This is a genomic window from Kribbella sp. CA-253562 (genome assembly GCF_050942265.1).
In the GTDB taxonomy this organism is placed as follows: Bacteria; Actinomycetota; Actinomycetes; order Propionibacteriales; family Kribbellaceae; genus Kribbella.
In genome coordinates this window covers 5728727-5743375 of sequence record NZ_CP192049.1, presented here as the reverse complement: position 1 = coordinate 5743375, position 14649 = coordinate 5728727, and the positions used below count along the sequence as shown (strand labels likewise).

General features: G+C 68.5%; 17 protein-coding genes. 7 read left to right on the top strand and 10 right to left on the bottom strand.

Going from position 1 to position 14649, the window contains the following annotated elements; translation table 11 throughout:
• Positions 1-11: 11 nt before the first annotated feature.
• The 4 genes from ACQPXM_RS27055 to ACQPXM_RS27040 all read left to right on the top strand — a co-directional run bounded on the left by ACQPXM_RS27055 (position 12) and on the right by ACQPXM_RS27040 (position 4819).
• Complete coding sequence (locus ACQPXM_RS27055; protein ID WP_432938347.1) at positions 12-899, top strand: ATP-binding cassette domain-containing protein; 888 nt, start codon at positions 12-14, stop codon at positions 897-899.
• A complete protein-coding gene (locus tag ACQPXM_RS27050) occupies positions 896-2464 on the top strand; it encodes an aldehyde dehydrogenase family protein (protein WP_432938344.1) in 1569 nt (522 codons plus the stop codon). The genes ACQPXM_RS27055 and ACQPXM_RS27050 overlap by 4 nt, the downstream gene beginning before the upstream one ends.
• A gap of 15 nt (positions 2465-2479) precedes the next feature.
• Complete coding sequence (locus ACQPXM_RS27045) at positions 2480-3361, top strand: SDR family NAD(P)-dependent oxidoreductase (RefSeq protein ID WP_432938341.1); 882 nt, start codon at positions 2480-2482, stop codon at positions 3359-3361.
• A 78-nt stretch (positions 3362-3439) separates the two neighbouring features.
• On the top strand, positions 3440-4819 hold the full coding sequence (locus ACQPXM_RS27040; RefSeq protein ID WP_432938338.1) for an amidase: 1380 nt from the start codon (positions 3440-3442) through the stop codon (positions 4817-4819).
• A gap of 167 nt (positions 4820-4986) precedes the next feature.
• On the opposite strand, the gene ACQPXM_RS27035 is transcribed toward ACQPXM_RS27040, so the two are convergent.
• The 3 genes from ACQPXM_RS27035 to ACQPXM_RS27025 all read right to left on the bottom strand — a co-directional run bounded on the left by ACQPXM_RS27035 (position 4987) and on the right by ACQPXM_RS27025 (position 6897).
• Positions 4987-5769 (bottom strand): L,D-transpeptidase family protein, encoded by a 783-nt coding sequence (locus ACQPXM_RS27035; protein WP_432938335.1) that lies wholly within the window; start codon positions 5767-5769, stop codon positions 4987-4989.
• A 168-nt stretch (positions 5770-5937) separates the two neighbouring features.
• Positions 5938-6351: a VOC family protein gene (locus ACQPXM_RS27030; RefSeq protein WP_432938333.1), complete on the bottom strand. Its 414-nt coding sequence runs from the start codon at positions 6349-6351 to the stop codon at positions 5938-5940.
• Positions 6352-6363: 12 nt separating this feature from the next.
• Complete coding sequence (locus ACQPXM_RS27025) at positions 6364-6897, bottom strand: hypothetical protein (protein ID WP_432938330.1); 534 nt, start codon at positions 6895-6897, stop codon at positions 6364-6366.
• 43 nt (positions 6898-6940) lie between these two features.
• Between ACQPXM_RS27025 and ACQPXM_RS27020 the strand changes: the two genes are divergently transcribed.
• A complete protein-coding gene (locus ACQPXM_RS27020; RefSeq protein WP_432938328.1) occupies positions 6941-7822 on the top strand; it encodes a LysR family transcriptional regulator in 882 nt (293 codons plus the stop codon).
• A 6-nt stretch (positions 7823-7828) separates the two neighbouring features.
• On the opposite strand, the gene ACQPXM_RS27015 is transcribed toward ACQPXM_RS27020, so the two are convergent.
• The 3 genes from ACQPXM_RS27015 to ACQPXM_RS27005 all read right to left on the bottom strand — a co-directional run bounded on the left by ACQPXM_RS27015 (position 7829) and on the right by ACQPXM_RS27005 (position 9426).
• Entirely contained in the window at positions 7829-8242 is a 414-nt protein-coding gene (locus tag ACQPXM_RS27015; RefSeq protein ID WP_432938326.1) for a hypothetical protein, read from the bottom strand.
• Entirely contained in the window at positions 8243-8794 is a 552-nt protein-coding gene (locus tag ACQPXM_RS27010; protein WP_432938324.1) for a DNA/RNA non-specific endonuclease, read from the bottom strand. It abuts the gene before it with no gap.
• Between the two features lie 371 nt (positions 8795-9165).
• Entirely contained in the window at positions 9166-9426 is a 261-nt protein-coding gene (locus ACQPXM_RS27005; protein WP_432938322.1) for a hypothetical protein, read from the bottom strand.
• Positions 9427-9574: 148 nt separating this feature from the next.
• Here ACQPXM_RS27005 and ACQPXM_RS27000 point away from each other — a divergent pair, with 148 nt between their 5' ends.
• On the top strand, positions 9575-10348 hold the full coding sequence (locus ACQPXM_RS27000; RefSeq protein WP_432938320.1) for an XRE family transcriptional regulator: 774 nt from the start codon (positions 9575-9577) through the stop codon (positions 10346-10348).
• On the opposite strand, the gene ACQPXM_RS26995 is transcribed toward ACQPXM_RS27000, so the two are convergent.
• A complete protein-coding gene (locus ACQPXM_RS26995; protein ID WP_432938317.1) occupies positions 10323-11036 on the bottom strand; it encodes an HAD family hydrolase in 714 nt (237 codons plus the stop codon). The two genes, ACQPXM_RS27000 and ACQPXM_RS26995, sit on opposite strands and share 26 nt — an antisense overlap.
• 218 nt (positions 11037-11254) lie before the next feature.
• On the opposite strand from ACQPXM_RS26995, the gene ACQPXM_RS26990 reads away from it, so the two are divergent.
• Positions 11255-12031 carry a GAF and ANTAR domain-containing protein gene (locus ACQPXM_RS26990; RefSeq protein WP_432938313.1) on the top strand — a complete coding sequence of 259 codons (777 nt, stop codon included), beginning with the start codon at positions 11255-11257 and terminating at the stop codon, positions 12029-12031.
• On the opposite strand, the gene ACQPXM_RS26985 is transcribed toward ACQPXM_RS26990, so the two are convergent.
• The 3 genes from ACQPXM_RS26985 to ACQPXM_RS26975 all read right to left on the bottom strand — a co-directional run bounded on the left by ACQPXM_RS26985 (position 12000) and on the right by ACQPXM_RS26975 (position 14583).
• Positions 12000-12725, bottom strand: coding sequence for a GAF and ANTAR domain-containing protein (locus ACQPXM_RS26985; RefSeq protein WP_432938311.1), 726 nt, complete (start codon positions 12723-12725; stop codon positions 12000-12002). The genes ACQPXM_RS26990 and ACQPXM_RS26985 overlap by 32 nt on opposite strands.
• Positions 12722-13411, bottom strand: coding sequence for an ANTAR domain-containing protein (locus tag ACQPXM_RS26980; protein ID WP_432938309.1), 690 nt, complete (start codon positions 13409-13411; stop codon positions 12722-12724). Before ACQPXM_RS26980 ends, ACQPXM_RS26985 begins: the two co-directional genes overlap by 4 nt.
• Positions 13412-13608: 197 nt before the next feature.
• Positions 13609-14583, bottom strand: coding sequence for an aldo/keto reductase (locus tag ACQPXM_RS26975; protein WP_432938306.1), 975 nt, complete (start codon positions 14581-14583; stop codon positions 13609-13611).
• Positions 14584-14649: the final 66 nt, after the last annotated feature.

The following is a 14649-nucleotide window of genomic DNA, read 5'->3' as shown; positions in this document are numbered from 1 at the left end:
GGAGGCCCCCGATGCCTGAGCTCTACCGGCTTCCCCGGCCCACCAACGGCCCGCGCGCCGCCGACCCCGTCATCAAGGTCACCGACGTCACCCGCGACTACCCGCGCCCTCGTACTTCGCTCCTCAAACGCGCACCAGTCGTGCACGCCCTGCGCGGCGTCAGCCTCGAGGTGCAGCCCGGCGAGCGCTTCGGCATCGTCGGCGAATCCGGCTGCGGCAAGTCCACCCTGCTCCGCATCATCGCCGCCCTCGACCGCCCCACCTCCGGCCGGGTCGTTGTCGACGGCACCGACATCACCCGCCTGCCCGAACGCCGCCTGCGCTTCCTGCGCGAGAACCTCCAGCTCGTCTTCCAGGACCCGATGAGCTCCCTCGACCCGCGGATGCGCGTCCGCGACATCATCGCCGAACCGCTCGTCGTCCAAGGCCACCCCGCCTCCGGCGCCCGGGTCCGCGAACTGCTCGACGCCGTCGGCCTGTCCGCCGACGCCGGCGACCGCTACCCGCACCAGTTCTCCGGCGGCCAGCGCCAACGCATCTCGATCGCCCGAGCTCTCGCGCCCAACCCGAAGATCCTGGTCGCCGACGAACCGGTCAGCGCCCTCGACGTCTCCGTCCGCGCCCAGGTCCTGAACCTGATCTCCGACCTGGTCGACGAACTCGAACTCACGCTGGTGTTCGTCTCCCACGACCTGTCCGTCGTGAAGCACGTCTGCGACCGCGTCGCCGTCATGCACGCCGGCGAGATCGTCGAAACCGGCACCACCGGCGAGGTCTACGCCGCTCCCCGCCATCAGTACACCCGGCGCCTGGTCGCCGCCATCCCCACCATCCCCAAAGCCCTGGCAGGAGCCACCCCCGAAGACCTGCTCACCCCACCCAAGGGAGCCCCGCGATGACCTCCCACCACACCCCTGCAGACCCACCCGCCGGTACGCCGTACGGTTCCGCGACCGCCCCCGCCCTGCCGGATCCCGCGGCGGGAATCGCGCCCGCTCTCGCGTTCCCCTCCGGCCTCCCCGTCGGCGAATCCTGGGTCGAGGCCCCCACCACCGCCCCCGTCCACTTCCCGTACGACGGCTCCGTCGTCGCCCACGCCCCCGTCGGCGACACCGACCTCGCTCGCCAAGCGCTCGAGAACGCGCTCTCCGTCCGTTCCCAAGTTGCTGACCTCCCATCGCATATCCGCAGGTCAGCCCTCCAGGGAGCGCTCTCCGCCGTCTCCGAACACCGCGCGGGCTTCGTCGACCTGCTCGTCCTCGAAACCGGCAAACCCCGCGTCGACTGCGAGGTCGAGCTCGACCGCACCCTGCTCACCCTCCAGACCGCCGCCGAGGAAGTCGCCCGCCTGCACGGCGAAACCGTCCCGCTCGACCTCCTCCCGAGCGGCGAAGGCCTGATCGGCTTCTGGGTCCGCAAGCCGATCGGCGTCGTCGTCGGCATCACCGGCTTCAATTACCCGCTCCTGCTCGCCGCGCACAAGATCGCCCCCGCCCTCGCCGCGGGCTGCCCGATCATCGTCAAACCGGCACCACAAACCCCGCTCGCCACCCTGTGGCTCGTCCACCTGGTCCGCGAAGCCCTCGTCGCCGCCGGCGGCCCCGCGTCCGCCGTACAGCTCGTCACCGGGGGAGTGGAGGTCGGCTCCACGCTCACCACCGACCGGCGCATCGGCGCGGTCTCGTTCACCGGTTCCGCCGCCGTCGGCCACCAGATCGCCCGCGACGCCGCGCCCACCAAGGTCCTGCTCGAACTCGGTTCCAACTCGGCCCTCGTCGTCGCCGAGGACGCAGACCTCGCCGCGGCCGCCGACGCGGTCGTTCGCGGCGGCTACTACGCCTCCGGCCAGGCCTGCATCAGCGTGCAGCGGGTGATCGTCGTCGAGTCCGTCCGCGCCGCGTTCCTCGCCGAGCTCGCCCCACGCCTGGACGCCGTCGTCGTCGGAGATCCCCGAGATCCCGCGACCCGCGTCTCGGCACTGATCGACGAACGCTCGACCGCCCGCGTGAACACGTGGATCGAGCAGGCGGTCACCGCCGGCGCCACGGTCGCCCATCAGACAGAAGTTGCCCCTAGCAACAATGCTGCACCCCGCTCGCGCCCGATCGTCGGCCCGACCGTGCTGCTCGATCTCCCGCACGGGCAACTCGCCTGGGACGAGGAGATCTTCGGCCCGGTCATCGCGATCCGCTCCGTTCCGGACGTAGAGAGCGCGTTCCGGACCGTGAACGACACCCGGTACGGACTGCACGCCGCCGTCTTCACCTCGTCCCTGTCCACCGCGTTCGCGGCGATCGACCAGCTCGATGTCGGGGGAGTGGTGGTCAACGAGGTGCCCGGGTTCCGCTCCGACGTGATGCCGTACGGCGGCGTCAAGGACTCCGGCACCGGCCGCGAAGGCCCCCGCTTCGCGATCGAGGAACTCACCACCACCCGCATGGCGATCATCCGCCCCAACCCCTGACCCCGGGAGGTCCCCGTGCCGCACGACTACGCGAACCTGTTCCGTCTCGACGGCCGGCACGCCCTGGTCGTCGGCGCCGGCAGCGGCATCGGCCGCGAGGCCGCCCTCGCCCTCGCTGCCCACGGAGCCCACGTCACCTGCGCCGACCGGGACCTCCCGGCCGCCGAGCAGACCGTTGCCCTCGGCACCTCCAGCGCCGACCAGAGCGGCGCGCCCGCCACCCACGCCGATCCCCGTCCCGGCGCCGACCCGATCCGCGCCACCTCGGCCCCGAGCCGCGCAACCACCAGCGACGCCGCGCTCACGCCGTACGAGCTGGACGTGCTCGACGCACAAGCGATCACCACCGCGGCCGAAACCCTCGCTCCCGTCGACATCCTCGTCTTCACCGCGGCGACCAATGTCCGCAAGCGCATCCTCGACTACACCGGCGAGGAGTTCGACCGCGTCGTCGCACTCAACCTGCGCGCGTCGTTCGACCTGATCCGTGCCTTCGGTGGACAGATGGCCGAACGCGGCCGAGGCAGCATCATCGGCTTCAGCTCCATCCGCGCCACCACCGTCGAACCAGGCCAATCGGTCTACGCGGCAACCAAAGCCGGCCTCGTCCAGCTCCTCCGCACCGCCGCCGCCGAACTGGGCCCGAACGGCGTCCGTGTCAACGCCATCGCCCCCGGCGTCGTCGAAACCCCGCTCACCGCACAGATCAAGGCCGACCAGTCCTGGTACGACGCGTACGCGGCCAAGAGCGCGCTCTCTCGCTGGGCAACCCCGGACGAACTCGCCGGCGCGGTCGTCTACCTGGCATCCGACGCCGCCAGCTTCGTCACCGGCTCCGTCGTGCACGTCGACGGCGGCTGGACCGCCGTGGACGGCCGCTTCGACCCGCCGAACTAGGAGCGGAGATGACGCCCCCGACATCTTCCTTGTATGGGAAGCGCTCGACCACAGATCCCGTCGACTGGAGACCTGCAGATGCCCGAGAGCCTCGCCGATCTGACCGCCACCGACCTGGTCGCGAAGTACCGCGCCGGTGACCTCTCACCCGTCCAGGTGATCGAGGACGTGCTGTCCCGCGTCGAGGCTCTCGAACCGCACCTCTGCGCGACGTACGCGCTCGACCCGGACGCGGCCCGCCAAGCCGCCCGCGACTCCGAGGCCCGCTACCTGCGCCACGAACCAGCCGGCCCGCTCGACGGCGTACCGGTCACGGTGAAGGAGAACATCGCCACCCGCGGCACCCCGGTCCCGCAAGGCACCGCCGCCACCGAGCTGATCCCCGCCAAGGAAGACGCTCCCGCCGCCGCCCGCCTCCGCGAAGCCGGCGCGGTGCTCTTCAGCAAGACCACCATGTCCGAGTACGGCATGCTGTCCTCCGGCGTCTCCACGTTCCACCACCTGGCCCGCAACCCCTGGGACCTCAGCAAAACGCCGGGCGGTTCCAGCGCGGGCGCCGCCGCGGCAGCCGCCGCCGGCTACGGCCCGATCCACCTCGGCACCGACATCGGCGGCTCGATCCGCCTCCCCGCCGGCTGGTGCGGAGTCGTCGGCCTCAAACCCACCCACGGCCGAGTAGCAGTCGGAAACCCCTACCCAGGCAGGGCCATCGGCCCCATCACCCGTACGGCGGCCGACGCCGCCCTCACCCTCCAGGTCATCTCCGGACCCGACCGCCGCGACCACACCTCGCTCCCGCCCCTGCCCGAGACCAACGAGCCCTTCGACCCCAAGGGCCTCACCATCGCCCTCCTCCTCGACGCGGGCCTCGGCCTCCCCGTCGACCCAGAAATCACCGCGGCCGTCACCAACGCCGCCCTGACCCTGGAATCCGCCGGCGCCAAGCTCACGCAGATCCCCCCGATCGTCACCAGGGAGATGCTGACCGGCCTCGACCACTTCTGGCGCGTCCGCTCCGCCGTCGACATCGCCGCCCTCCCCGAGGACCGCCGCGCCAAGGTCCTGCCCGCCATCCGCGAATGGACCTCCACCGCCGCCGACCTCACCCCGTACGACGTCTTCCGCGGCTACTCGCAGATGCAGGCGATGGCCACCGCCGTCGACCAGGCCTTCGCGTCGTACGACGCGATCCTGTCGCCGACGGCCCCCATCCCCGCCTTCCCCGCCGACCTCGCCTATCCCACCGGCAACCCACTCGAACCCTTCGAACACATCGCCTTCACCGTCCCGTACAACATGTCCACCCACCCCGCCCTCACGGTCAACTGCGGCTGGACCACCACCGGCCTCCCCATCGGCCTGCAAATCGCCGCGCCCCGGTTCAAGGACCAGACGACCTTGCACCTGGCGGCGTACTTGGAAGCGGTCCTGCCGACGAAGCCCTGGCCGGCGCTGTGAGCAGCACGAACTGTGGCGTCAGCTGATCCACTCCGGAGGCGGACGTCCACCACCCACCAACCAATCTCCGGCATCACCTCTGCAGGGGATCTCAGGCGTGGGGCCGCTGCGACGACGACGCTGCACCGACCTTGGTCGGTGGTGGACGTCCGGGCTCGACGCGTGACTCAGTACTGCCCGTACACCGACACCCGGGTGCCGATCTTCGTTTCCTTGAAGATCTCGTGGATCTGGGGGCGCATCACGCGGACGCAGCGGTGGGAGGCTGGGTAGGTCTTGACCAGCGAGTTGGCGCGCGAGCCGTGCAGCGCGATCCCCGGGCGGTCCTTCAGGAAGTAGATCGAGTCGTACATGTACGCGTCGTCGTACAGGCTGCTCTCGTGGGCGCCGGCCCACTTGCGCCAGACCTTGCCGGTGCGGTTCGGGGTGTCGTAGCCGGCGGCGCCGGTCGAGACCCAAACGATGCGGCGGTAGGTGTTGTTCACGACCTGGTACAGCATCTGGCAGGTCTTGTTGACGTAGACGCCGGCGGGCTTGTTCGGGACCGGGCGGTTCTTTGCCAGCAGCACCGATCGGACGTCGCCGGTGGTCAGCCGGCCGCGGCTGATCGGGAGGCCGTTGGTCTCGCGCCAGGCGCAGAGGGCCTGCTTGGTCCGCGGGGTCACCTTGCCGTCGACGATGCCGACCGGGTAGCCCCAGGCGTCGAGGCGCTTCTCGACCTCGAGCGCGTAGTTGACCTTGGCCGGGGGTTTGGCGGTGGGCTTGGCCGTCGGCGTCGGCGTCGGCGTCGCCGTCGGCTGGGCGGTCGGCGTACCGGTTGTCGGGGTGCCGGCCGGAGTCGCGGACGGCGTACTGGACGGCGCGGTCGTCGGCGTACTGGAAGGCGCGGAAGTCGGCGTACCGGAGGGCTTCGGGCTCGTACCGGAACCAGCCGGCTCCTCGGCCGCCACGTCCGTGCACCCGCTGAGTACAACGCCGAGTACCACCAACCCCGCCAGAAGACCACGACGACGCGCCACGGTATTCCCCTCTCCTCAACACGTTCAGCGTCGCAGACAGGGGCCGTCCCGGGCGGAAGCCTCGCCGTAACCGCGCGCTCGCCGAACGCTAGTACTCCCTCAGGTCCCCGGCTGGCCCGATTCCACTCCCGTCACCGAACCGTTGTGATCGGTGACGTATCGCCCAGTGGACAGGTCGAGCAGCACCAACTGGTTGCCGAAGGCGTCTTCCACCACCGCGCACCTTCCGACCGGTACGTCGAACGCCGCCGTCACGACCCGTCCGCCGCCGTCGGCGAATTGAGCAGCGGCGTCGTCAGCCGATTCGACCAGCCAGGTCGGCGCGTAGCCGAGCTCGGTCGTCAGCACGAGCTCGGTGTCGCTGTCGGGCAATCCCAACCCCGCTTGCCCGATCGCGTCGCTGCGCCACAGCAACGGATGCCCGAGCCGGTCGCGGTAGTACGCGAGCCCGGCGTCGAGGTCCGGCACCGGGACCATCACCGCGTCGACCTTGCGCAGTAACGGTCCCGTCATCGTGGCGCCTCGTCAGAGCCCGAGGTCGCGCAGAAACTCCGGCTTGTAGGCCTGGATCACCACGTACCGCGGGTCCGGGACCTCCACGTCGGCGTTCTTCGCCGCGTCCTCGGCCGGGTCGTGCTCGCCGACCGGAACGCTCGGGTCGGTCCACTCCTGCTCGGCCGCGTTCCACCGGGTGATGGTGTACTCCGCGCTCAGCTTGTCGTCCGCGACGAGCTCCTTGACCTTGCTCTCGGCCTCGCGCGCGTCCTCCAGGGAGTGCGTGTAGAGCAGCATCCGGTTGCCGTCGCGGGTGACCGTGACCTGCCGCCCGAGCCGCTTGCGCGCGTCGTCGTCCAGGTCGAGCGCCCGCAGCCGCTCCCAGAACGTCAATCCGTGCTCGTCGTTCCCGAGCTCGACCTCGACCCGAAACTCCTCATCCGCCATACCGGACACCCTACCCAGCCCCGGCGACAGTCGATCGAGCCGCACCCGCGCCCCGTACGCCGTACTGTCTGCGCCGCTGATCGCGGCCGCCCGCACCTCGTTGAAACGTAAACCCATCGCCGGACAATCGATAACCATCCATCGACTACAGTTCTGAGTCATGGAGCTTCGCCACCTGGAACACTTCCTCGCCGTCGCCGAGCAGAAGCACTTCACCCGCGCCGCCGAGGCGATGTCGATCTCCCAGTCCGGGTTGTCCGCCTCCATCCGCGCGCTCGAGCGTGAACTGCACGCGTCGCTGTTCGTCCGCAACACCCGCAGCGTCGAGCTGACCGAAGCCGGCCGCGCCCTGCTCTGCGAAGGCCGCCGCACCCTGGCCGCCGCGGAAGCCGCCAAGGACGCCGTCGCCGCCGTACAGGGTCTGCTCCGCGGCCATCTCAACGTCGGCCTCGAACAGTGCCTCGGCGTCGTCGACGTGCCCGCGCTGCTGGCGAAGTTCCGGTCCGCCTACCCGGGCGTCGAGATCGAGGTCCGCCAGGGCGGTTCCACGCCGATGCTCGACGAACTGGCCTCCGGCCGCCTCGACGTCGCCTTCGTCGCCACCGCCGGCGAACCGGTCGACGGCCTCGACCTGCGCCCGCTGTCCACCGAGTCGATGGTCCTCGTCTGCGCCCCCGACCACCGCCTGGCCGGTGCCGAGCAGGTCTGCCTGCAGGACCTCGCCGGCGAGTCCTTCGTCGACTTCGACCGTACGTGGGGCGCCCGCGCCATCTCCGACCAGGCCTTCGCCGACGCCGGAGTCGCCCACCCGGTCACCATCGAGGTCAACGACGTCCACACCCTCCTGGCCCTGGTCGCCCACGACCTCGGCGTCGCCCTCGTCCCCGAACGCATCGCCGCCAAACGAGGCGACCACCGCACCGTCCCCCTCACCCCAGGCTCCGCGTCGGCCTGGCAGGTCTCGGTCGCCGTCCCGACAACTCCCGCCGCCAGCCTCACCGCGAACGCGCTGATCGGAATGCTGCCGACGACTCGCACGTAGTTCCAGCTAGGTGCTCCGGGAGGGATGCCAGGACGGCAGCAGTTCCTGCGATCGCGGAAACAGCCGCTGATCCTCCACCATCAGGTCGTCCTCGGCGTCCCCGTCGAACGGGCGGCTGTCGTAGTCGAACTCGGCAGCCAACTCGCCGCTGCGGTCGAGCGTGAAGTACGCGTCGTACCAGGCCCCACGGTCGGCTTCGTACATCGCCCCGCGGAGTGCGACGGCGGCGTCCTCACCGTCGTCGTCGAGTACGCACTTGCGATCCAGGGTGCCATCGGCGCGTGTAGCGGTGACCGTCGTCCTGGTCATTCCGCCGGCAGCCGTGATCCGCAATTTCACCTGCGCCCACTCTTCGGGAGCTGAGCGCGCCAACGACTCACCAACCGCTGCAAGAAGCTCCTGGGCTGCTGCGTTGACCATTTAGTTCGCTCCTTCTGTCGGACTGTTGTCGATAGCGATTCGTTCTGCCCCATCGGCCCACTCGTAGAGGAGCCTGATCCTATGTGGCCGGACCGCGTCGCCGACGTATGCGAGACGGACCGACACCTCGACTTCCTCGCCTTGCTCGATCAGTCGGCGCCAATGGTTCTCGACGGTCTTGTACTGGCTCAGGTTGACCTGGTGGCCACGCATCGGCACCAGGTTCATCGTCCCGATCGGTCCGCCGAAGATTCTTGCAAAGATGTGTCCGGCGTGATCGCCAGGAAGTTTTCCGACGAGCTTCCGTTGGGCCGTGGTGTCGCGCGGATGCTGGAGATCGACCCGGTCCAGCACGGCACGTGCGCTGACGACTCGCCCAGCCTGATCTGTGCGGTAGAGGAACTTCTCATCCACAAGGAGCGAGCTGTTCGGGGGAGGCGCGCTGAGGGTTGGAAGGTGATCAGGATTGGTTGTCGAAAGCTTCAATACGTCATCGGACTCATCGCCGTCGCGATCGACCCGAGGCGCGGCATCGGAGTGGCGGTTGTCCATCTTTGTGGTGTTCTGTTTTCTATCTCCTTCGGAGGCCGGTCGCGCAGATAATGGTCTGCGCTCAGCTGGCTGGGGGTCACGAGCCGGCGCTCCGACCTCCGTTCGGATCATCTGCTCCGCCCAGGTACGCGCACGCTGCGGAGCGATCGACGCCTGATGAGCAGCCTCTTCGCAGCTTCTGGCTGCCTGATCGAGCTGCAGTGCAGCCCTACGAGCGCTGGGTTGTGCGGACATCGACCCGATCAGTCCGGCATTCTCGCGACAGCGGCGAGCTGTGTCGTGCAAATAGGCGACAACCCGTGGTACCTCGTCCAGGACCTCGAGCAAGGCCTGAGCGACTCGCTGCAGCTCGGAGGGCACGGTCAGCCGGACTAGATCTGGTCCGCGTAGCTGCGGCACCCGGCCGCAGCGATCTGCAGGGCCTCGACCGCCTGATCGATGGAACGCCCCGCTGCTTCGAGCACCTGCACGATCTCGCGGTCGGCGCCGGTTGCCGAACCGGCGATCAAGCCGTGGACGTGCTGACTGGTCTGCCCGAACCGCTGCCGGAAACCGCCCAGGCTGCCGGCACCTTGCTGAGCTTCGGTCATGAGTTGGTAGAGCTGTTGCTTGAGGCGCTGAACGTCTGACATGGCGGATCCCCTCGGCAGTGTGCTGGTGGTGGGTCCAGCTCACCGCATGCAGCCTGGACGGCACAGGTCGTCACGGGGGCATCGTCGGGACATCGGTTGTTCTGCCAGAATGTCCCCGAAACGTCCCTATGTCCCGAGGAGCGACGCGGTGGTGAATGACCGGCTCCGGTCAGCGCTGCGCGATCGCCAGTTCACGCTTGAGGTCTTCGCTGCCGAATTGGGGGTCGACCCGAAGACCGTCCAGCGGTGGTTGACTCACGGGCGACGCCCGCATCGCGCGACGGCGTACAGAGCGGCGACGCTGCTCGATGTACCGGCCGTCTGGTTGTGGCCCGAACTCGAGGTGAGTCCGGGCGCCGCCAAGCCGAGTGAAGTCGTGGCCTTCTATCCGCATCGTTCGGAAACTCCGAAGAGCCTGTGGCTCGAGCTGCTCAAGTCAGCCCGCAAGGAATTGTGGCTGCTCGCTTATGCGAGCCTGTTCTTGCCTGAGCAGAATCCCGAAGTCATCGCGCTGATCCGGGAGAAAGCTGCGGATGGGGTTGACGTGCGGATTGTGCTCGGGGACCCGGACAGTGCGGACGCCGAGTTGCGTGGTCGCGAAGAGCAGTTGTACGAAGCGATTCCGGCTCGGATCAGGATGGCGTTGGCCTACTATCGCCCGCTGACCGAGGTCCAGGGCATCCAGTTCCATCTCCACCGGACAACGCTGTACAACTCGATCTTCCGGTTCGACGACCAAATGCTGGTCAACCAACATGTCTACGGAGCGTACGGCTACATGGCTCCGATTCTGCACCTTCGCCGCGTCAATGGAGCGGACCTGTTCGAGACCTATACGACCAGTTTCGAACGCGTGTGGACGGAGTCCTATCCCTGGGAGGCGCCCACCCCGAGAGTTACCCCTGGCCGGCCAGCCTCTTAACCGCCAGGACCACTGCCTCGGTGTCCCGGAGATCGTCGAAGACCATGTCGGCGCCCTCTGCTCGCAGGGTTGCCGCGGAGTCGACACCGGTCGCAACTCCGATCACTCGGGCGCCGCCGAGCTTGGCCGCGCGTACGTCGCGGACAGTGTCACCGATCAGGACGGTCGACCTCTCGTCGAACTCGGCTCCGTACTTCGCCTGCGCTCGACGCTGAGCATGACCGACCAAGCGGGGCCTGCTGATGTCGTCGGATCCGAAGCCACCGATTTCGAAGTCGATGAATTCGTCCAATCCCAGTGCGGCCAGCTTCGAACGACCGTTGGATGCGATGTTTCCGGTGAGAACCGACTGGTGAATGGAGCCGTCTGCGAGAACGGTGATCAGCGCTTCTCGAGCGCCCGGCAGGACCGATCCACGGTGCCGGAGATCGTCGTACTTGTCCTTCATCGCCGCCATCAACGCATCGGTGATCGCAGGACGAGTGAACTCGTCCGGATTTTCCTTGTTGGCGCTCAGCAGGTTGGCGATGATTTCGAAGTCTGTGCGCCCGTCGGTCTGAATCGACGCCTCGGGCGCGCGATCAGTCAGATACTCGAACGTGCGCGCGTAGATCTCCTTACTGACACCCGCGTTCTCGATCAGGGTGTGATCTACGTCCCACAGCAGCAGAATCTGTCCGTCGCCCATGCGGGGGAGTATCTCAGAAGGCGAACGGTGTCCGGCCCACCTCACGGTGAACGCCCGCAGGCGAAACAGCGACTCAGTAGGTCCACGTACTGGTCTGCCGGCCACTGTCTTCCGGGGCTGCTTCGGGAAAAGCCTATGCGTACCGCACCATCGTCCCCGAATCGGTGCAGACTGGAGGCGTCCGGTCCGGTGGTCGCCTGCGCCGCGGAGGTGATGTGGTGGAGCTCAAGGAATTGATCGCGGTCGTCAGTGAGGTCGCGGGCGCGCTGCAGGTGCCGATGGACCTCGAACCGGCGCTGGAGTTGATCACCGCGAGCGCCGTCGACGCGATTCCGTGCATCGACCACGCCAGCATCTCGGTGACCACCAAGCACGGCCGGATTGAGACGCATGCTTCCACCGACGCGGTCGCGGTGCAGGCTGACGAGTTGCAGTACCAGCTGCGGCAGGGGCCCTGCTACGAAGCCGTGCTGAGCGATCCGGTGGTCCAGGTGGATGACCTCGCGTCGGATCCGCGCTGGCCCGCGTACGGGCCGAAGGCGGCGTCGCTCGGACTGGGCTCGCAACTGGCGTACCAGTTCCGCGCCGATCCGCACGTCCGGGGAGCGCTGAACCTCTACGCGAACAAACCGCACGAGATCGACGTCGACGCGCGGATGCTCGGGGCGATGTTCGCGCGGCTGGTCGCGATCGCGATGGGCTGGGGCCGCCAGGACGAATCGTTGCGCGAGGCACTGGCCACCCGCGAGCAGATTGGCCAGGCGATGGGCATCGTGATGGAGCGCTACCACCTCGACGGGGACCGGGCGTTCGCGTTCCTGGTGCGGGTGTCCCAGGCCGGCAACGTCAAGCTGCGCGACGTCGCCCGCGCGGTGATCGCCGACACCGCCGGCCACGCGGAGGAGCCACCCGGAGGGTCGTACGTCGTACGGCGTGACGAAGCTGCGTCGTACGACGAGCCGGTCAGAGGTTCGGGGGGTAGGCGACGGTTTTGACGATCTCCGCGGCGACCTCCGACAACGATCGGTGGCTCTGCCGGGCCTGGGTCAGCAGGCGGTCGAAGGCGGCGTCGACGGTCAGGTCCTCGGCGTAGGCCAGGACGCCCTTGGCCTGCTCGATCACGATCCGATCGGCCAGAGCCGAGCGCAGCTGAGCCACGACGTGGGTCGTCGAGATGGCTCCTGAGTGCACGACAACGACGGTCGCGATGTCGGAGAACGCCTGGGCGACGGGTTCGGTGCCGTCCGGAACCGTGTCTGCGGCGAAGAACAGGTTCAGCGCACCGATGGTCTGGCCACGCCACCGCATCGGGTACGCGTACACGCTGCGGAACCCGCGGGCGTGGAACAGGTCCGTCAGGCCGGGCCAACGCTCGCCGAACGCGGCGCCGTTGGCGCTCACCGGCTCCCCGGTGGCGACGATGTCGGCCGCCGGTCCTTCGTCGATGTTGGCCTGGTAGAGCTCGATGTCCTCGGCGCGATGGCTGGTCGCGGCGAGGAACTCCAGCCGCTCGTCGCCGGGGCGCGAGACCAGGATCCCGCTGCCGGCGGCGCCGAGGCAGCGTTCGCAGCCGGACAGGAGATCGGTGACGGTTCCGAGGACGTCGTGCTCGGTGACCAGCGACGCCACGGCGGCCGCCAGTTCCCGCACGGCGCGCTCCGGCATGACGGTGTCGACCTGGCTGTTCATGAGTCCCCTCGGAAATCGAGTTCGCGGTCCACGACCTGGCGGGCGGTTTCGGCCAAGGTGATGTTGCACGAGTAAGCGTGCGCGCGCAGTATCGCGAGCGCGTCGTCGGGCGGCAGCCGGAGCTGGGCGGAGACCATGCCGCAGGCGTGATGGATCGGCGCGCGGGACGCCCAGGCGCCGTCGCCCAGTCCCTCGGCCGCCGGGTCCCGCAGCAACGCGGCACCGACGGCGTCGGCGACGAACTGTGCGGCGTCGATCGGTTCCGGCAGTTCGCGTCCCTGACCGACGTACACGCTGATCACGCCGAACGTCTCACCGCCGGGGTGCATCGGGAACGAGTACATGTTCAGGCCGCCGACCGCCTGCCACGCCGACCGCGCGAACTCGGGCCAGCGCTGATTCGGCTGGTTGTCCACGGCAAGGCTGAAGTGGGTGCTGTGCCGGAACGCGTCCAGGCACGGCCCCTCGCCGGTGACGTCCTGCAGATCCTCCAGCGTCGCCATCACCTGGTCCGTCGTCGACAACGTGGTCCGGTTCGCGGTCGTGTTCTCGACGGTGATCGCCGCGCCGTCGGCGCCCAGGATCAACTGGCTCGCGGCACACAGCCGGCCGGCCAGGTCGGCGTGCGTCGCGTTGGCCGCGGCCAGCGTCGCGAGCCGCACGAAGATCTCCGCGCGATCTGTCATCAGTCGAGCTCCCGTCGCAGCCGTCCGGGACCGCGTACCCAGGCTATCGCGTGGGTATTCGGCGGGAGGCGCGGGTGGGCGGTGGTTTTCGGCGGACTCTCGTACGGCGAATCGGGCCGCTCGCCGATTGCTCGGCGGGCGACCCGATCCGGGAGCTCGATCCTGTGACCGGCGTACGGCGTACCGGGGGAGCGCTGCTACCAGGCGTAGTCCTCGGGGGCGGTCTTGTAGCCCGGGAAGATCTCGTCGAGCCGGGCGAGCGCCTTCTCGTCGAGCTTGAGGTCGACCGCGCGAACCGCCGATTCCAGCTGCTCCATCGTCCGCGGCCCAACAATCGGCCCGGTCACAGCCGGCTGGTGCAGCAACCAGGCAAGCGCCAGATCACCCGGCTGCGTACCGAGCTCATCGGCGAACGCCTCGTACTGCTCGATCTGCGGCCGCAGCTTCTCGACCGTCTCCTTCGCCCGTCCCTCGAGCCGTCGGACGCCCTCGTTCTCCTTGCGGATCACGCCGCCCAGCAATCCGCCCTGCAGCGGCGACCACGGAATCACACCGAGCCCGTAGTACTCCGCCGCCGGCAGCACCTCGCGCTCGACGTCCCGGACGATCAGGTTGTAGATCGACTGCTCACTCACCAGCCCGGTGAAGTTCCGCTTCTCGGCGGCCGCCTGAGCCTGCGCGATGTGCCAGCCCGCGAAGTTCGACGACCCGGCGTACAGGATCTTGCCCTGCTGAATCGCGACCTCGATCGCCTGCCAGATCTCCTCCCACGGCGTGTTCCGATCCACGTGGTGGAACTGGTACAGGTCGATGTAATCGGTCTGCAGCCGCTTGAGACTCGCGTCGAGCGCCCGCCGGATGTTCAGGGCGCTGAGCATGCCCTCGTTGGGCCACCCGTCACCCATGTCCCCGTACACCTTGGTCGCCAGCACCGTCTTGTGCCGCTTCACCGGGTCCTTCGCGAACCACTCCCCGATGATCTCCTCGGTCCGCCCCGGATAGATCGCCCGCCCGTACCCGTTCGCCGTGTCGAAGAAGTTGATCCCCTTCTCATGCGCCGCATCCATGATCGCGTGCGAGTCCTCCACGCTCGTGTGAGGCCCGAAGTTCATCGTCCCCAACACGATCCGACTGACCTTCAGTCCCGTCCGCCCAAGCTGAGTAAAGTCCATGCCTCCCACCTTCCTCCGCGGTCGCTCAGACTTCCAACAGAAGAATCCGCACAGTGCGATCGGGTG